We start from the raw sequence: 19480 nt of genomic DNA on the forward strand, positions 1-19480 counted from the left end.
CGCTTTTTTTAATTTGCTTACGCAGGCCTATTTACTCTTTTATCTCAATTACTGTTGAATTATTTCCGGTTCACCCTAAAAATGAAGATTAAGAATAATAAGCAATCCCCCCTTCTTTTTTCCAACAAATGGTTTATTTTCAGTATTATGATTTAGATTATTGAAAGCTAGCTTTATACAAATTAATTAGATTTAAATAAAATTCTTGTTAATGGTAACTTTTTGCTTTATTATAGAAAAATGTTATGGAGTAATCCGTAATTAATGATACTTAAGGAGAGTGGTATGATGAGGAATTATACAAAAGAAGACATTCGCAAATTTGTAGGAGAAGAAAATGTGAATTTCGTTCGACTTCAATTCACAGATATTTTAGGTATGATCAAAAACGTGGAAATTCCCATCAGCCAGCTCGATAAGGCGCTTAACAATAAAATGATGTTCGACGGCTCTTCAATTGAAGGATTTGTGCGTATTGAGGAATCCGATATGTACCTCATACCAGATCTTAACACATGGATGGTGTTCCCTTGGCCCTCAGGAAAAGGAAGAGTTGCACGTTTAATCTGTGATATTTCTCTTTCCAATGGTAAGCCGTTTACAGGGGATCCTCGCGGCAATTTAAAACGTGTATTGACAGAAATGAAGGAGCTTGGATTTACTGATTTCAATCTGGGACCAGAACCAGAATTCTTCTTATTCAAACTCGATGAAAATATGCAACCGACAATGGAGTTAAACGACAATGGCGGCTATTTCGATCTTGCACCAATGGACCTTGGAGAAAATTGTCGACGCGATATCGTCTTGGAGTTAGAGGAAATGGGCTTCGAGGTTGAAGCATCGCACCATGAGTGCGCTCCAGGACAACACGAAATCGACTTTAAATATGCGGATGTTCTTACCGCTTGCGACAACATTCAAACATTCAAACTCGTCGTCAAAACAATTGCTCGTAAACATGGTTTGCACGCAACGTTCATGCCAAAACCCCTTTTCGGTGTGAGTGGATCAGGTATGCATTGTAATGTTTCCCTATTCAAAGACGGTGAAAATGCCTTTGTTGACGAAAATGGTGAATTACAATTAAGTACAACAGCATATCAGTTCATGGCTGGCGTTCTCGAACATGTTCCTGGATTTACAGCAATTACAAATCCGACAGTTAACTCTTATAAGCGACTTGTTCCGGGCTACGAAGCGCCCTGCTACATCGCCTGGTCTGCCCAAAACCGCAGCCCTCTTATCCGAATTCCAGCATCTCGGGGAATAAGCACTCGCATCGAAGTCCGTTCCGTCGACTCGGCTGCAAACCCATATCTTGCAATGGCGGCTATATTAAAAGCAGGTTTAAATGGCATTAAACGTGAACTCGAACCGCCAATGCCAGTCGACCGCAATATTTACGAAATGAAACCTTTCGAACTTCAAGAATTAGGTATCGGGACACTACCTACTGACCTTGACCATGCACTCATCGCGCTAGGTAAGGATGAAATTATCCAAGAAGCTCTTGGCAATCACATTTTCACAAACTTTATGGCAGAGAAAAAATTAGAATGGGAAAGTTACCGAATTACCGTACACCCTTGGGAAGTTGAACGTTATATGAAGATCTATTGATAAAAAGGTCTCGTAAGAAGATAACAGACTTTTAAACCATTGAAACTTCGATACCCCCGATTCGGTAATATGGGATACTCACCATTCAATGCCTCTCTTTGCGTGTTTGTACAGTAGATGCTATCGACACATAGGAATAAGCAAAAAGAGTCCACGAAAGCTCTTTTTGCTTATTTTTTTAATTATTTGTATAACAAAAAGTAGTTATTAAACTCAAAAGGAAATGGAATCAGATTTTATACGTTTTGCAAATCACTCTTAAATATTTTGACATACTACTTAAATTGTTGTAAATTATTAAAGTACGAACGTTTCAAACTAAACGAATGATATTATTCGGATTTCGAGGTGCTATCTATGGAAAACGTATTTGATTATGAAGATATCCAGCTGATTCCTGCAAAGTGTGTGGTAAATAGTCGTTCTGAGTGTGACACTTCTATACTACTTGGCGGACATACATTTAAAATTCCAGTTGTACCAGCAAATATGCAAACAATTATTGATGAAAGTATCGCTATCCAATTAGCTGAAAGTGGTTACTTCTATATTATGCATCGTTTTAACCCAGAAAAACGAGCAAACTTTGTTAAAGACATGCAATCACGTAGTTTAATCGCTTCTATTAGCGTTGGTGTTAAAGATGAGGACTACACTTTCATTGTACAACTAGCTGCTGACGAACTTACACCTGAATTCATCACTATCGATATTGCTCATGGACATTCCAATGCAGTCATTAATATGATTCAACATATTAAAAAGCATCTGCCTGAAAGCTTTGTCATAGCTGGTAACGTTGGCACACCAGAAGCCGTACGCGAACTTGAAAATGCCGGTGCTGATGCTACGAAAGTTGGTATTGGACCAGGTAAAGTATGTATTACAAAAATAAAAACGGGCTTCGGTACAGGCGGTTGGCAGTTAGCTGCACTACGTTGGTGTGCGAAAGCAGCTACTAAACCTATCATCGCAGATGGCGGCATACGTACACACGGCGACATTGCTAAATCGGTACGTTTCGGTGCTTCAATGGTCATGATCGGTTCTCTATTTGCTGGACACGAAGAATCTCCCGGTCAAACAATTGAAATAGATGGACAACGTTTCAAAGAATACTTTGGATCAGCCTCTGAATTCCAAAAGGGCGAAAAGAAAAACGTTGAAGGTAAAAAAATGTACGTCGAATATAAAGGTCCACTAATGGACACTTTAGACGAAATGCAACAAGATTTACAATCGTCCATCTCCTATGCTGGCGGTAGCAAACTTGAAGCCATCCGAACAGTGGATTATGTCATTGTAAAAAACTCCATTTTTAATGGAGATAAAGTGTACTGAAAATTTATAGCTACTAAAAATCCAATCAAGATATTTTATATCTTGATTGGATTTTCTATTTAGGGAGATCTTAATTGAATGAAAACAACATCAAGATCATTACTGACAGCTCAGTATTTTCATTTTAACTTCCATGATAAAACAAGTTCTAAATGCGTTTTACGTATTTCAGAGTATTCAATCCACTTCGCGCATCTTTTAACAACAGCCTCATTTGTAACCCTCGCACTTAATATTACTTATTACAAAAAAATCGAAACTGCACTATACATCAATAACAATGCCATCACAATATTAAATTGCTTTCTATAATCCGATAGGAATTTCTGAAATATCGAACCAAAAAGGCTCCAACTACAAGTGCTCATTATACCGACGAAACCTAGAAACAACGAAAATAGTAGTAAGTCAATTGTTGAACTATAATATGGAAGAATGAACGTTGCAATTACCGTAATACCATATAAAACACCTTTCGGATTGACAAACTGTAACAGCATCCCTGCCAAAAAACTGTTATATTTACCGCCCTCATCACCATTAGTACTAGTCGAACTAGTAATTATTTTGATTGCCAGATATAGCATATAGGCCGCACCTAGAAGCATCATAGGCAACTCAATTTTCGGAATGAAGTTATGTAGGATTAGATTAAAGTAACTCGATAATATCATGATGACAAAAAAACCTGCGCCTACGCCTAGGCAAAATCGAAGTGTCTTCTTAAATCCATACTGATTCGCAAATAACATCGCCATAATATTATTCGGACCTGGCGTAAAACTCATGACAAAAACATACAACAAGAATGTTAGTACTGGCATATTCGACCTCCCCCTATTGAATATGTTATACTGTCCATAATAGGCACTATAACGTTTTCTTTTTATTGTACAGTTCAGACGTTATGTTGTACAGAGAAATAGGAGTGTTTTAAAAATGGAAATTCATCTTATCATTGCCAAGAATTTAAAAGCAATAAGGGAGAGTAAAAAATTAAGTCTTGAAAAAGTGGCTGAATTGACTGGTGTAAGTAAAACAATGATCGGTCAAATTGAACGTGGCGAATCAGCTCCAACCATTACAACTATCTGGAAAATAGCTAATGGTTTGAAAGTTTCTTTTACTTCACTCATCAATCACCCTCAGCCCGACACAATAGTAGTATCGAAAAGTGATATTCAAATCTTGTCCGAAGATAATGGAAAATATCGAGTATACCCCCATTTTCCATTTGATGAAGACAAACGCTTTGAAGTGTATGCAGTTGAGATAGACAAAGGTGGATTCCTAAGTGCAGATTCACATATGGAGGGTACCGAAGAGCTATTAACAATTTTTGAGGGGGAGCTAACGGTACGTGTAAATTACGAGGAGTATACCATTGAAAGCGGTGATTCCATCCGATTTAAAGCCGACAGACCCCATAGCTATCATAATTCAGGAGAAACATTGACTCGTTTAAGTATGGTATTGTACTACCCAAATTAAAAAGGGGCTGTCCATGAGTTGTAAATTATCGGCTGACGGGACAGCCTCTTTGTACCAATGCAATTATTAATTTTGCCTGCTACGTTTAATTTCCTAATGCTTTTCTATTCCACTCACTGTGGGATTTGCTCTATCTTTTCATGCACATGTAACTGTTTTATCCACAAGAATCGAGAAGCACTCTACACTAATCGTATTTATATATTACAATGATAATTTCTTGGAAAATCGAACCATAGCCTTGACAATCAAGCAAAACCTATCCCCCTCAATCAAATCCATAGCTTGCAAAAGTTACTTCAATCTAAAATTAACCCCCTCTTCTGCAAATCATTTGCGAATTTGTTTAGCTACTATCTAAGCGTAAGCAATCGATATCCTTACTAATTTTGTGAAAACCAGGTTCTTAGCAAATTTAGAGAAATTTAATATAAAAAAAGGGTTTCCTACTGTACAATATATCAGTTCGACTGATGTGAACAGTTCTCGAACAGAATATTCTCCACCAGGCCCCTGAAAAATAAGCCGTTGAGATATTCTCAACGGCTTAGATTTCACTAGAAATTACACTTGATTCAATTGTTTATTTTCATTTTTTCTTGCACTGCTTTTTCAAGACGGTTCTTCTCTTTTACGAATTGTTCGTGCGATTGACTTTGTTGTTCACGTTCGAGCTGTTTTTGCGTCTGGTAATCACTGTAATTTCCTGAATAGACATGTACTACTCCGTCATTCACTTCCCATACTGTGGTAACGAGCGAGTCTAAAACAGCGCGGTCATGGCTAATTAATACTAGTGCCCCGTAGTAATAGCGCAGTTCATCGAGTAAAAAAGATATACCTTCTTGATCTAAATGCGTAGTCGGCTCATCAATCAATAGTGCTTCGTAATAATGCGTAAACAACTGTGCCAACTTCAACCTTGTTTGCTCACCACCACTTAGCTCTTCAGAATATTGCGGAACTGCCAATCTTCCAAGTAAGGCCCCGTCCGCCTCTACAACAGTGGGGCCCAGTTGCTCAAAGTAACCGCCCTCCACATGAAGTTTCACTGTTCCACGTGTCGGTTTAATATTATTAGCTAACAATTTCAATAATGTACTTTTCCCAGCACCATTTTTCCCAACAATACCAATCCGGTCAAATTGATGGACAGCTAACCGTTCAATTTTCAATATTTCTTTATCTAAATAAGTCATTTCAACATTTTTTATTTCAAAACAGATTTGTTCCAAATTCACTACCTCCGAAATATTATAATTTCGTACCGATAGCTAGAATCGATACGAGCTTCTATTTCAAGCTCGTATTAAAAGAATAATAAAAATTGCATGTCGCTTCCTCCTACTTCACTTTTATAGTCACTGCCGCATTTAGAACAATAAGGAGACCTGCCGCGCTAAAGAAGACGGCTACATTCGTGAGTTCCGTAAAAAATCCAGCTAAACCTAATCCAATTGGTGCTGCCAATAACGATAGACTTGTCACAAAACTGAATACCCGTCCAAGCAATTGAGGTTCAATTTCCGCTTGGATAAAAGCATAGAATGGCGCTGAAAATAATGGACCAGCTAAACCGACTAAAAAACTCATCACTACGAACACATAGAACATCGACGGCAAAAGCAGACCGGAAATAAATAAGGAAATGCCCATCAAGATCATGCCTGCTGCCATTGTTTTAACCTTATCGAACCGATCTCCCAGTACACCTAAAAACGAAGCGCCTACAATCAAACCAATTGCAAATACGATCTCAACGATACCTGCTTCTACTACGCCTTTTTCAAAATGATTCCGTACCATAAGCGGGAAATAAGTTCCAACGGGAATGAATAGAACAGCTACAACGATCATCACGATGGTTAGCTTTAGGACAAGGCGATGTTTCACAATCGCATGATAGCCTTCTTTCATTTCAGCTATCAAGTTATCAGTGGCCATTTCTTCTGTTCTTGTTACGCTCGGAATTCGGATGAACAATAGCACGCTACAAGCGATAATAGCGCCAAAAACATCGAACAATAACACCCATTCAAGGGAGCTAACTGCCAGTAACGACACCCCTACTGCGGGTCCTGCAATATTGGTCATTGAACTCACCATCTGCCCCCAGCCTGCAACCTTTGTAAGATGCTCTTTTGGTGCAAGCAATGGTACAGAAGCTTGCATTGCCGGCATATGAAAAGCAGTTGCAAGGGATCGAACAATTAACACAAGTATGACTAACGTGATATTTGGCTCGCTATAATACATCCATAAAAACAAGAATAAACTACCCAGTGCAACAATCAGATCTGCTAAAATCATCATCACTTTACGGGAATGACGATCAACAATCGTCCCTGCAAATGGACCGAGCAAAGCTTGCGGTAAAAAGCCGGCTATCCCTGCCAGTGCTAATACAAGTGGAGAACCCGTTGTATCTGTCAACCACCAAATAATACTAAATTGAACAGCGGCACTACTCAGCAATGAGAAAAACTGTCCTGTATATAACGCAATAAATTTTCGTTTCCAATTTTTATTTTCCATTATAATCGATACCTCCTGAAATTGCGTATCGATTCTTCACCGATACGAGCTTGACTTACTAAGCCCGTATCAATAGAAAAGTAACATCATCATAGTGAAATCCCTCCAAATCATAAAATCACAATGCGACTGCTTAGAAACGACTACAGCACCTGTCTCCCAAAGTCTATAAAAAAAAGTACGCATTTTACTGCGTACTTAAAAAATGGTAAAGATATCCGTAGAGCGATAAAGCTTCTACTCCCTATCTAACCTAGTACGCACAACAAATAACCCCTCAAAAGAGTGGTCAACAAAATATGTACATATCGATCAGTATAGTTGTAAAAATCCCACCTCTATCGCTCCTTTCAAAGCTTAAAATTATACTAACTTGTTCCTAATGGTATGTCAATACATATCACGTTCTTCCATCCCCTCCCAGTTGCGTTCTTGAGGCTTTCGATTTCCCTTCAATACTAATCCTACTCTATTTTTAAGACTAATGGTTTACAATACTTTTCCTTTTGCATAAAAATCATGATCCTCTTTATTCATCTCATCACCTAACGCCTATATTATTGCAGAATCATTAGCTGACTTAACGGCATCAAGACTGTTCTTGCTTATTGGTGTCAGATTCACATTGCATACTCCTGTTTTTGGTAAATCCAGTTCCACTTTTTGTGCTGATTCAAAGTCGTACGTTAGATATTCATCTTGGGATCGACCCCTTCATAAAAAGATAATAATATACTTATATGCATTTCGGAATAAAGGTCGAGAGATGGTTTCTCCCGACCTTTATTAATTATTTATTTCCCAGTTTCAGCAAAGTACCTAATACGATCACCAATTTCATTACGAACACTTTGGAAAAAAGCCCACTTCTCTTCATTCGTTCCTTCTGCCTTTGCAGGATCATCAAATCCCCAATGATCACGCTTTACATGGGGTGGTGTCATCGGACACTTGTCAGCAGCATCCCCACAAAGCGTGACGATAAAATCTGCATCATTTAAGATTTGTGGATCAATACTATCCGAAGTCTGATTCGAAATGTCGACGCCAGCCTCATTCATGGCTTTGACAGCATTTGGATTAACTCCATGTGCTTCAATTCCAGCACTGAGAACCTGCCATTCTTCACCAAGATACTTTTTGCCCCAACCTTCAGCCATTTGGCTACGGCATGAGTTACCTGTACATAAGAAATAGAGTGTTTTTTTCGACATAATTAAAGCCACCTTTTGTGTTTTATTGTATGATTGACAGCCATAAATACAGTCCTATTAGTGTAATCAGAAGTGTAGGAACCGTTAAAATAATTCCGATTTTAAAATAGCTACCCCAAGATATCTTCACACCTTTTTGAGATAAAACATGTAGCCATAGTAAAGTGGCCAACGAACCGATTGGTGTTATTTTGGGACCTAAATCCGATCCGATGATATTTGCATAAATCAAAGCCTCGCGAATAGGACCTGTCGTAGTCGTTTCTGATATAGCTAACGCGTTAATCATGACCGTAGGCATATTATTCATAAGTGATGACAATATCGCTGCAATAAACCCCATAGAAATCGTTGCAATAAAGAGTCCTTGATTGGCTGCCAATTGAATGACATCGCCCAATACAGCTGTAAGACCAACATTACGTAATCCGTAGACAACAACGTACATCCCAACAGAGAAGAAAACGATGGCCCAAGGTGCCCCTTTAAGTACTTGCTTCGTGTGTACAGCTGGACTTCTTTGTGCCATGGCCATAAAGAATATCGCCGTAAGCCCAGCAATAATAGAAACAGGCAATCCCGTAAACCCACTAGAGAAATAACCTAAGAGTAATACGCTTAAAATCAGCCAAGTTAGTCGGAACATTTTTATATCCTTGATAGCATCCTTCGGTTCTTTTAAATCCGAGACATCATAGTCTTTAGGAATACTTTTACGGAAGAATAACAACAACACTAAAATGCTCGCAACTAATGCAAATAAATTCGGAACAATCATTCTGGTTGCATATTCAACAAATCCGATACCGAAAAAGTCTGCTGAAACAATATTGACTAAGTTACTCACAACTAATGGCAACGAAGTGGTATCAGCTATAAAACCACTTGCAATAATAAATGGAAAAATCATCTTTTCATTGAAATTCAAATTTCTGACCATTGCAAGAACAATTGGCGTTAGTATTAATGCAGCCCCATCGTTTGCGAACAAAGCCGCAACAACTGCACCTAAAATACTGACGTAAACAAACATGCGAATCCCACTGCCTTTAGCTAATCTAGCCATATGTAAGGCAGCCCACTCAAAGAATCCGATTTCATCTAAGATCAATGAGATGATTATAATGGCGATGAAAGCAAGAGTAGCATTCCATACAATCCCTGTAACATCAATAACGTCTTGAAAGTTAACCACTCCTACTAATAAAGCGATTATTGCTCCAATACAAGCGGACCATCCAATTGATAAATTTCTAGGCTGCCAAATAACAAAAATAAGTGTAATGATGAATATCAATGATGCCATTATTACTGAAACCAACGCTCTTTCCCCTTCCTACTCACAGCAAACTCTAAGCCCTTGCGCTTCCAATCTAGCTATAGACTCATTCTGTTCAGGAAGCTGTTCAAGAATGCTTTGAATAAACGGATAGTCTTCATGACTTTTGTTAATCGAGAAGAAAATCCATTGTCCTCTACGTTCTTCTTTCACTACCTTAATATCTCTAAGTTTACGCAAGTGTTGGCTGATTGCTGGCTGACTCATATTAAAAATCTCAACAAATTCACACACACAGCATTCATGTGACTTGAGTAGCTGCATCATGGTCAAACGGGTTGGATCTCCGAGTAATTTTAAGAGTTGCGATGCTTGCTGCATATCAATCGTTACTGTTTCATTCATTAGTCATCCCTCCTCAGATCATCATATAAGAATATACTTATATTCACAAGCGAATTATTCTACTTAACTATATTATATTGGGCTTTACTCGAAAGAAATTTTGTTAGGACATGACCAAAAGATAGTATACCAATTTGAAGTTCCAATTTGTTGTTTGTATTTCTATTTAGTGAACCTCTTATTCTAAACGCCAAATAGTACCCTTTTGATTTTCAAGTAAGCATTATTTGGCATTTAGGGAAAGGATTTTCCACGCCATTATCGGATTTATTAACGTATTAATCAGAATCTCCGTAATTCTCTACTCTCTTTTTCATCACCTTCGCCATTTGTTGGGAACTTGTTTCTTCTTCCCCATGCAGTTTATCAACTATGTTAAGATAATCCTCCTCATTACGATTCTGACTTAATTTATAGGCAGCTTGAATTTCTCGTACTTTAATCTTAAATCCAACAATTCCTTTTAGTTCTTTTTCTACTAACTGAGGAGATAGTTTGTCCCATAAAATCGGATTCTTACGATGTTTCTCGTATTTTTGCAGCATCATTATTAGGTCTTGTTTTAACTCCTCTTCATCCAAAATACTCGCAATGCCATATACATGTACGGCTTGATAATTCCATGTTGGAACATTTTCATGCCCGTACCAAGAAGAAGAAATATAAGCATGTGGCCCCTGGAACATAACTAGTACATCATCACAGCCTTGGAATGTTCTCCATTGTGGATTCCCATATGCCATGTGCCCGGTAATATAATAATCATCTCCTTTTTTATTTAGCGCCAAAGGTAAATGACTAGCAATTGGTTTATTTTGTTTTATTGTAACAATAGTTCCAAATGAGTTCTCTTGAACAAATTCTTTAATTTCATCTACGTCTGTAACTTTAAAATACTTGGGAATATACATGATCAACCTCCTCTTTGATTACTAAAATGGCATTTATTGCCGCATTAATTGAAAATGATTGGTATGCAGATTTCATAATTCAAACACGTAGTACCGACCTAGATACACTCATACAATAAATCCCATTGAATTCGCTTTGGTACCTTCGCAAAAATAAGGAGACCGATCCTGTCTTTAAGGTTTAAATACTAATCCAATTTCCTCCAAAGAGTTTCTAAGTATAGGCAGAGAAGCTGGGCCAATACCGTGAAATTGTAAAATTTCTTTTTCGCTAAACATTGATAGTTGTTGTAACGTTCCAATACCGTGATGCTCTAACGCTCTCCTTGCAGGTGCTGAGAGCTTTGAGAGAAATCCCTTGTCCGGCTCACGTTCTTTCTCGCATATCGGACAGCTTGGACAATCACTACTTTTATAATAGTTGTGTCCGTTGCTACATATTCGTAAGCTCCTGTTTGAAGTTCCCATTGTAAAATGTCTCCTTCCTTAAAATCTATATTCCCTTAATTATAGAATACTTCGAGTATACTTTTTATTGAATGATACCAGGTTCTGAAACCATTAGTCATTCAAAGAGACTCGTGTACTCCGAACTTATTTCTTGATTAATTCCGTAATGATTTTGTTTACCATCTTATCCATTTTGGATGATTCATATCTCCGCATCCAAGAAAAAATTTCCATACCTTTAATCTGTCTTGAAGTACAGCTTCATTGCGATCACCATATGCGCTAAACGAGTACGAATGAAGCTCTCTACTTTAGATTTCCCTTAATGAACCCGTACAGTTTCAACTCCCCTTGTATATTTATGCACTATTATCAATAATATGAGTTTTTTTATTTTCCTAGGAGTTTAAGTACATTCCTCAACAAACTTCCATATATCATTTCATTTATTTCTATAAATCCAGTTTACACTCAACTATTTCATTAAATAAGCCCTTTTACAACGAAACACCCCTTTGGATAAAAATCCACAGGGGTGTTTCGTAACTTTTTTATAAACGTCGCATTTTTTTACAAACATCGCGACTTTATTTTAAATCCACAACTTTATTTCAAAGCTACATCACATCAAAAAATTGATACTGAAACTAACCTCACTCCACCGTAACTGATTTTGCTAAATTACGAGGTTTGTCAACGTCGCATCCTCTATGAAGAGCAGCGTAATAGCTAATTAGCTGCAAGGGGATAACGGCAACAAGAGGTGTAAGTAAGGCATGCACTTTGGGCAGAACAAAACGATCATTCTCTTCTTCCAACCCTTCCATTGACAGTATGCAAGGATTCGCTCCGCGCGCGACAACTTCTTTAACATTACCACGAGTGTTGAGACTCACTGCTTGTTGTGTAACAATTGCAAACACAGGTGTGCCCTCTTCAATCAGCGCAATCGTCCCATGTTTTAATTCCCCACCTGCGAAGCCCTCTGCTTGAATGTAGGAAATTTCTTTTACTTTAAGTGCACCTTCTAAGCTAACGTAATAGTCTAGGTTCCGCCCGATGAAGAAAGCATTTCGAGAAACAGCTAAAAATTCATGTGCGATTTGCTCCATTTCCTCTTTTGAATCCACAAGTGTTTGGATTGCATTCGCTGTGATGGCAAGCTCTTTCTTCAAGTCAATTTCTACTGTTTTCCCTCGTTTTTTGGCTGCAACATAAGCTGCGATTGCAAGAACTGCTACTTGAGCTGTATATGCTTTTGTCGAAGCTACGGCAATTTCCGGACCAGCGTATAACAGTAATGTATGATCCGCTTCACGCGAAAGTGTGGAGCCTGTAGCGTTTGTTAACGTAATACTTGGGTAGCCTAACGCTTTTATTTTCACCAATACTTGACGGCTGTCCGCAGTCTCTCCAGATTGTGTAATGAAAAGAAATAACGGTTTTTCCGAAAGAAGTGGCATGTTATAGCCAAATTCACTTGAAATATGCACTTCAACCGGAATACCAGCAATTTTTTCAAAATAGTGCTTGCCGATTAGACCAGCGTGATAGCTTGTGCCCGCTGCAATTATATAAAGACGGTCAGCTTCGTTAAACGCATTTACAATATTCTCATCCATTGCAAGTTCACCTTGCTCGTTTTCATATGCTTGAAGAATTTTACGAATAACACCTGGCTGTTCGTCCATTTCTTTCAGCATAAAGTGAGGGTACATGCCTTTCTCAATATCACTCATATCGAGCTCTGCAGTAAAAGGTGCACGGTCAATAGTTTCGCCATCCAATGTCATCAGTTCGATTGCTTGTTTACGAACAATGACAACTTCTTGATCGTGTAGTTCAACGTATTGGTTTGTTACTTGTAACATCGCCATCGCATCAGAAGCAACCACATTGAAGTTGTCTCCAACTCCTATTAATAATGGGCTCTTGTTTTTGGCAACAAAAATAGTGTCTGCCTCATCAGCATCTAACATGGCGATTGCATAGGAACCATGGAGTAAAGACAGCGTGTGACGGAAAGCTGTTTCAGTAGTCATACCATCATTAACAAACTTTTCAACAAGTTGTACGATGATTTCCGTATCCGTGTCAGAAATCATTTGAACGTCCTGTAAATACTCTTTTTGAAGGTTATGATAATTCTCGATTACACCATTGTGCACAAGTGTAAACCGACTCGATGTGCTTTGATGTGGATGTGCATTTGTTTGATTTGGAACGCCATGAGTCGCCCAGCGTGTTTGACCAATTCCAGTTGACGCTAACACTGTTGAATCTACTGCTGCACGTAGGTCTGTAATACGTCCTTTTTCTTTTATAACAGTAATACCTTTTTCATTGCGGAGTGCGATTCCCGCCGAATCATACCCACGATATTCTAGCCTTTCAAGTCCCTTTAATAGAATTTCTTTCGCATCTAAATCACCAATATAACCTACTATTCCACACATATTTTTTCCTCCGATATTTGCAAAATAAGCAATACTTAACTACACCTCAGCTGAATTAGCGAAGTGTCCTTACATATTGTTTGAATGATTTTGCCTTTTTGCTCCTTTGTCCATCCGATTGCTCAAATGATTTACTAGCAAAAAATACAACCGGGCAATTGCGATTGGGAGGCTTCCGCCGAAAGTTCGATACTCCTCCACCTCGTCTGCTGAAAATTAGTAACGTCCGATTTCTTCAGCACTGGCGCTTTAACTGTTTTCCGATTTACATTTAACGCACGATTTTCACTCCTTTTACACGCGGTGACCAATAGCTTATCTAGTACTAGTAGCTATGAATCAACTTTATCATCTTACATAACTTGCTGTTTTTTTGTCAATAAATAAAGAGAGTAAGACTAGATTTTTTTCTAATCCCCCTATTCACTAATATATGCAGAATGATAGTGAGATCACAACAGTTTTGGGAAATCAAAAAAATCAGTCACATTCGTTAAATGGCTGATTACTCGTCCTATATTCAATTGGTTTAAGAACAAAAAGTCAGTCAAGATTAATTAGCTTTTGTATCAAAGTATCCTGCTATCCCGATGTCATACAAGGGAATAATTTGATTCTAATAACACAAGCGGTTCTCTTACTTATCTAGTCGTAACTACACTATTATTATCAGTTACTGCTTACTCAAACATATAATTCTATTCATTTTAATAGCTAGCTTTTGTGTAACATTTCAAAGTTATTAGACTGAAAGAGGTGGAAAACCAGCACGACTCCACAACCATAAAGGGGTATGAACATCAATTGGAGATAACTCACTATCAATTAGCGCCTTTTCCCATGATTTAGCAACTACCTGTCTATTATCCGACGAACCTTCTAATACCTCAGAAGAACATAGACCTAAATTTACGCTAGCTTTCAAAATATGCGTATCAGGAGCTATTGTAATCAATTCTCGAGACCTCCAGCAAACTCCCGTATACGTTTCCATGGCATATAACCAGTAATTGAAAATCTTAGGTCCAGAAAGATATGGAAATTCTGGCTTTCTATTGATTTCCATAATGCTTTTTAAGATGGCTATATCAAATTGAGCAGATTCAATCAATCCTATTACGTCACCTCTTTGAGATGATTGAGTTATTCCCTTAGACACACGTTGCCAAATTTCCGGGTGGCGATTGGGTTGTAAAGCAACTCGGTAATAAACCAAAATACTACGTAATTCATCCAAATTACTTTCAGATACGACTTTTGGATTAAAGATCCAACGAGAACTTTTATCCAAATAAGCTTGTGCAACCGACTCCCATAATTTATATGAGTTTCTTTGATAATTTAAAACCATTCCTAATGTCAGTACATTCATTAAATCATCTTTGGGAACAATTCCAATCAGAGCATCCTCTGGCATTATTTCACCGCCAAGCAAGCCTTCAGCATGCATTTGTAGTAGTAATTTCACATTTCCAATAAAGGTTTTGTTTTCCATTCGATCCTCCGAACCTATTTCAACTATTATTTCTATAATCTCATTTGTCGTAATCCCAATGTTTGTAGGTATAATTTCACTTTTCTCCAAATTCAACTATGCTCAAGTTCACTTTTTATCGCTGTAATAATCGCTCCATCAATCGGATACATGAAGCTCCTGTTAACACGAACAGCCGACCCAAAATGAACTTCTTCTAGCCCTGTTGCAGACACCAATGAAGACAGCGTTTCAGGGTTCATACCATTCCCTGCTAAAATTAGGACAGAAGTATCTTTAGACTTGTCCACCAACTTTTTCAGCTGTTCAGCAGCTTCTGGCGCTGGAGCTTGTCCCCCTGAAGTCAAAATCCGCTGAATCTGTGGGAAACGAGCAATGACTTCTAAAGCTTCCAGCTGATCTTCTATCTCATCAAATGCACGGTGAAAAGTGACTTTCATCTCTCCAGTTTCCTCCAACAAACGTGAGAGGGCATCCGTATTCACTTTACGCTCTTCAGTTAGTACTCCAACAACAACTCCCGTAGCTCCCGCACGTTTAATTTGGCGAATGTCAGCTATCATTACAGCTAAATCGTTGTCATCATAGTGAAAAGTTCGACTATGTGGCCGAACGATTACATGGACTGGAATATTTACACCTGCAACCACTGCTTCCACCAATCCCAAACTTGGCGTTAGGCCACCTTCAGTCAAAGCTACGCAAAGTTCCAATCGGTCGGCACCACTTCGTTCTGCAGCAATTGCATCCGTCAAACTTGTAGCTATAATTTCTAACATCATTTTGGTTACACCTCCTATGAATGCATTTTATTTTTGTAAATCAAATACGACTTTTCTTTCCCCGACAATCACATTATTATCATTTATAATTTCTTTTGGCGCTAACTTATACAAACGCTCAATCGTTTCATGGTTTTCATAACCGATCTGCTCCAAAATAGATGCAATAATGATTGGCCACACAAGCTCGGATCCATCCATTACTTTTAATGCAAAGCCCATTCGCTCATTCTTAAGTGCAAAACCATACACGCCCTTAGCTCCACCTTTAGCAACGATATTTGGGTCCGCCAATAAAACAGAGCAAATGAAATCATGACTCGCAATCATTTCCGGATGTGCATTCATATAGCGAGTAATTTTAACGACAGCTTCTCCCATTTCTCGTTGCTGAATCAAATCTGGACAAGCAAGTTTCAGGTACGCTTGAGCAATGTTCTGAAGCGGCATTGCATACACAGGGAATCCACATCCATCAATTCCAATGCCAATATCTTTCTTCGAATAATTGGCCATATCAGCCATCGCGGCCAAGCTTTGCTGCTGTACGGGATGTTCTAGCTTCCAATAACCGTCAATGTCGTATCCCAGCACTTTTGCCAAAGCGATAAAACCGCTATGCTTTCCTGAACAGTTATGGTAAAGCTTTCGCTGCTTCCCGTGCTTTCGATGATAGTCCGCTTTTGGCTCTTCATTCAGCGGATAGGTTGGACAGCAATAAAATTGCTCTTCATCAATCCCGGTCTTTTGTAAAATCGATTCCAGCGCCTCGATGTGATAGTCTTCTCCACGATGCGAAGCAGCAAATAAAGTAGCTTCTTTGGATGTAAGTCCGAACTTGTCATCCACTCCGTTTTGAATAACTGGAATCGCCTGAAATGGTTTTGCCGCCGAACGAAGAAATGTCATATGATTTTCGTTGCCAACAGAATAAAGGATATCGCCAATTGCATTGATTCCACAAATAACACCCATATGAACGTTCTCTAAAATGTCATTACGATATTCTTCCACTAGTACTTGTTGGTCCACTGTTTATTCCCTCCACTTGCTCGTTATAAAAGAATTCCCTACAGGTGGTAGCTCATCACAATGAGTTCACCACTCCTCCCCATCTTCCGAACGCCTTCATCAATATAGCCACACTTTTTATACAGGGCTTGAGCTATCTCATTTTTAACATTTACAGCTAGTACGATCTCAACAATACCAATAAAATTACTTCTAACAAATTCTGGTATAAGCATCAATGCTTTCTTTCCATAACCTTTACCTTGCTGATGAAAATCCGTTGAAAAGCTTCTAATTAATATAGCATCGTCATTAGGAGAAAAAGGGTTAACCCCTTCACCTTTATGTAGGCTAAAGAACGTTACAAGTTGCTCATTTTCTACCGCTAAAATCGAATAGCGATTCTCTTCTGCATTCGAGAGATCAATAGAATCTTTTGGGGTTCCCGTAAATCGTAGCTGTTCGCCACTTAGTGTATAGTTTTCTATGAGTTTAGCAAAAGCATGATTATAAAAATGTAGTTTCATGTATTCTACTCCCTTCCACAAAAGCACGTACGTTCCAGTTAAGAAGTTCTATGTATTCCATTAACGTAATAACCAATTACTTAAATGACTACGTCACCTCCCGCGTTTACTGAGAACCGATTATTCCAAAGAGTTAAATTTCATTATATCAGCACTTGCCCTAACAAACTTAAATTTATTCATTACAATTAAAGGATTACCATTTACCAACATTCGGAAGAAAACCCTAACACTTATAAGCACTTAAAAAAGACTCCAAAATTTATGGAGTTCCTCCTTTGCAGTGCTTCATGACAAAACAAATATGTGAATCTACCTATTATAATGGCACCTCCCATTTCTCTTTGTCTTCTTCATACTACATACAGTTTTTATGATTTTTTGTTTTTCTCCAAGACTTTGAATGACAATGCGACCCGTGAAGAGTCAGCATATTCTCTTGCTATAACGAGTTTAAGATACAAATCAATTCATTTTTTGATGAAATAAAAAAAGAACATCCCACTCCATTTTTTCAAATGAGTAGGATGTTCTTTATAAAAATATGGATCAGTCTTTGCTAGTATAATACGCATTTAAATCATTATAATATTTATTCAATGAAGAGGTAGACACTTCAAACCATTCAGCAATCTCTTTCACAGTTATCGTAAGAGGTTCAAATAAGGCATTTTCTTGGCCAAATCGAATTGCTCCAGCTGCAATCGCTACTTCTTTACGTGCGTTCGGCTGCTGTTCTACTAAATAATCTTCTATTATTTCTATTAATTGCTCAGATTCACGTTCATTTTCCTCTAAAAACTCTATTGCTTTTTGGAGTACACCCGCTTCAAAGTTTGTAAATTCTCCTCCGTCGTAGCCATCCTCACCAAGTAGCTTCCAAAATGCAATTCCATTTTCTTTTAAAAATGAGGGAACAGATTGTTCTTCTTGTGATTCAAATTGCTTCACAAATCTCCCGAATGCTTTTGTATAATCGGTTGGGAAGAAAATCAAGCTTGAAATCGCCAAATAGTGATTATCTTTGGATGAGCCATCCGGTAAAATGAAGCAATACACATGGACGCCTACTGGAACAGGCTTTTCACTTTCACGTCGTAAACGTATCGTTTCGTCTTCTAATATATTTTTAATGGACATATATGTATCATCTACAGCTACTACTTCTCCAATGAAAATACGTGGATCAGACCATGTTTCTAACACTTTCACTACAGATGGACGGATAATTTTCTTTTGTTGTTTCTTCATATAATTCGTCCAAATGTCCGGTTTGTGATGGAAAAAGAATTCATCCATGACAATCGCTTCAATCATTTCCTCGACTAAATATTCCTTAAGTGGCTCACTCCATTTTTTCACCAAGCTCAAGAATTCATTTAGGTCACGTTTTTCAGGATACTCTTCATAAAACGCTTGCAAAATTCTTTCAAGCTCTTCCGATTGCACTTCTTCTATTGAAAATGTCGCTTTCGATTCACAACATTTTTTATATTTTTTCCCACTGCCACAGAGGCATGGATCATTACGTCCAATCACATAAACACGTCCTTTAACTAATTAAGAATACATTTAAGTGTAACATGACTATACAAAAATAATAAGTGTACATTTTAGTTTGCCAGTTTGGTGTATTCATCTACAACGTGTGTATTTACGGTACTATAAATGTAGAAATAAAGAACCTTATTGAATTCGCTACGACGCTAGGGCTTCGACTGCCCCTTGTAAAGCTCCTTCGCTCAGTTTATATAGGTATGGATTTATAACTCTTCCCTAATCAGAATCAGTTTTGAAGATAATTATTAGAACAATGGATACTCATCTATACTACTACACACGTCCTTTAAAATAATCAAAAAAACGACTGTCAGGGCTTTTGCCCGTTAAGTCGTCTGTCCTCTTTTTGCAGTGAAAGAACTCGCTTCTCTCCACTTGTCATTCTCCTAGGCTTTATTTG

16 protein-coding genes and 1 pseudogene are annotated in these 19480 nt (G+C 38.0%); 3 read left to right on the top strand and 14 right to left on the bottom strand.

The window, feature by feature from the left end:
• The first annotated feature begins 288 nt into the window (after positions 1-288).
• Positions 289-1623, top strand: coding sequence for a type I glutamate--ammonia ligase (gene glnA, locus MKZ26_RS03910; protein WP_340764536.1), 1335 nt, complete (start codon positions 289-291; stop codon positions 1621-1623).
• A gap of 357 nt (positions 1624-1980) precedes the next feature.
• On the top strand, positions 1981-2964 hold the full coding sequence (gene guaC, locus MKZ26_RS03915; protein ID WP_340764537.1) for a GMP reductase: 984 nt from the start codon (positions 1981-1983) through the stop codon (positions 2962-2964).
• Positions 2965-3206: 242 nt separating this feature from the next.
• Here the strand turns inward: guaC and MKZ26_RS03920 are convergent, their stop codons facing one another.
• Positions 3207-3788 carry a LysE family transporter gene (locus tag MKZ26_RS03920; protein ID WP_340764538.1) on the bottom strand — a complete coding sequence of 194 codons (582 nt, stop codon included), beginning with the start codon at positions 3786-3788 and terminating at the stop codon, positions 3207-3209.
• Between the two features lie 115 nt (positions 3789-3903).
• Between MKZ26_RS03920 and MKZ26_RS03925 the strand changes: the two genes are divergently transcribed.
• A complete protein-coding gene (locus MKZ26_RS03925) occupies positions 3904-4455 on the top strand; it encodes a helix-turn-helix domain-containing protein (RefSeq protein WP_340764540.1) in 552 nt (183 codons plus the stop codon).
• Between the two features lie 587 nt (positions 4456-5042).
• On the opposite strand, the pseudogene MKZ26_RS03930 reads toward MKZ26_RS03925, so the two are convergent.
• The 13 genes and pseudogenes from MKZ26_RS03930 to MKZ26_RS03990 all read right to left on the bottom strand — a co-directional run.
• Positions 5043-5690 (bottom strand): annotated as a pseudogene (locus MKZ26_RS03930) (ATP-binding cassette domain-containing protein); the annotation flags it as partial.
• Between the two features lie 109 nt (positions 5691-5799).
• Complete coding sequence (locus MKZ26_RS03935) at positions 5800-6990, bottom strand: MFS transporter (protein WP_340764541.1); 1191 nt, start codon at positions 6988-6990, stop codon at positions 5800-5802.
• Between the two features lie 794 nt (positions 6991-7784).
• A complete protein-coding gene (gene arsC, locus MKZ26_RS03940) occupies positions 7785-8204 on the bottom strand; it encodes an arsenate reductase (thioredoxin) (RefSeq protein ID WP_340764542.1) in 420 nt (139 codons plus the stop codon).
• 22 nt (positions 8205-8226) lie between these two features.
• Entirely contained in the window at positions 8227-9525 is a 1299-nt protein-coding gene (locus MKZ26_RS03945; protein ID WP_340764544.1) for an arsenic transporter, read from the bottom strand.
• Positions 9526-9540: 15 nt separating this feature from the next.
• Positions 9541-9888 (bottom strand): ArsR/SmtB family transcription factor, encoded by a 348-nt coding sequence (locus tag MKZ26_RS03950; protein WP_340764546.1) that lies wholly within the window; start codon positions 9886-9888, stop codon positions 9541-9543.
• 278 nt (positions 9889-10166) lie between these two features.
• Positions 10167-10799, bottom strand: a complete 633-nt coding sequence (locus tag MKZ26_RS03955; protein ID WP_340764547.1) for an FMN-binding negative transcriptional regulator — start codon at positions 10797-10799, stop codon at positions 10167-10169.
• Between the two features lie 174 nt (positions 10800-10973).
• The gene (locus MKZ26_RS03960) at positions 10974-11267 is read right to left on the bottom strand and encodes an RNA polymerase alpha subunit C-terminal domain-containing protein (protein WP_340764549.1); all 294 of its coding nucleotides are present in this window, start codon (positions 11265-11267) and stop codon (positions 10974-10976) included.
• 635 nt (positions 11268-11902) lie between these two features.
• Positions 11903-13705 (bottom strand): glutamine--fructose-6-phosphate transaminase (isomerizing), encoded by a 1803-nt coding sequence (gene glmS, locus MKZ26_RS03965; protein WP_340764551.1) that lies wholly within the window; start codon positions 13703-13705, stop codon positions 11903-11905.
• A gap of 742 nt (positions 13706-14447) precedes the next feature.
• The gene (locus MKZ26_RS03970; protein WP_340764552.1) at positions 14448-15200 is read right to left on the bottom strand and encodes a hypothetical protein; all 753 of its coding nucleotides are present in this window, start codon (positions 15198-15200) and stop codon (positions 14448-14450) included.
• A gap of 92 nt (positions 15201-15292) precedes the next feature.
• The gene (locus tag MKZ26_RS03975) at positions 15293-15982 is read right to left on the bottom strand and encodes a copper homeostasis protein CutC (RefSeq protein WP_340764553.1); all 690 of its coding nucleotides are present in this window, start codon (positions 15980-15982) and stop codon (positions 15293-15295) included.
• A gap of 27 nt (positions 15983-16009) precedes the next feature.
• The gene (locus MKZ26_RS03980; RefSeq protein ID WP_340764555.1) at positions 16010-17014 is read right to left on the bottom strand and encodes an asparaginase; all 1005 of its coding nucleotides are present in this window, start codon (positions 17012-17014) and stop codon (positions 16010-16012) included.
• Positions 17015-17052: 38 nt separating this feature from the next.
• Positions 17053-17520, bottom strand: coding sequence for a GNAT family N-acetyltransferase (locus tag MKZ26_RS03985; RefSeq protein ID WP_340764557.1), 468 nt, complete (start codon positions 17518-17520; stop codon positions 17053-17055).
• 549 nt (positions 17521-18069) lie between these two features.
• Positions 18070-19059: a YecA family protein gene (locus MKZ26_RS03990; RefSeq protein ID WP_067208860.1), complete on the bottom strand. Its 990-nt coding sequence runs from the start codon at positions 19057-19059 to the stop codon at positions 18070-18072.
• Positions 19060-19480: the final 421 nt, after the last annotated feature.

Source organism: Sporosarcina sp. FSL K6-6792 (assembly GCF_038004885.1).
In the GTDB taxonomy this organism is placed as follows: Bacteria; Bacillota; Bacilli; order Bacillales_A; family Planococcaceae; genus Sporosarcina; species Sporosarcina psychrophila.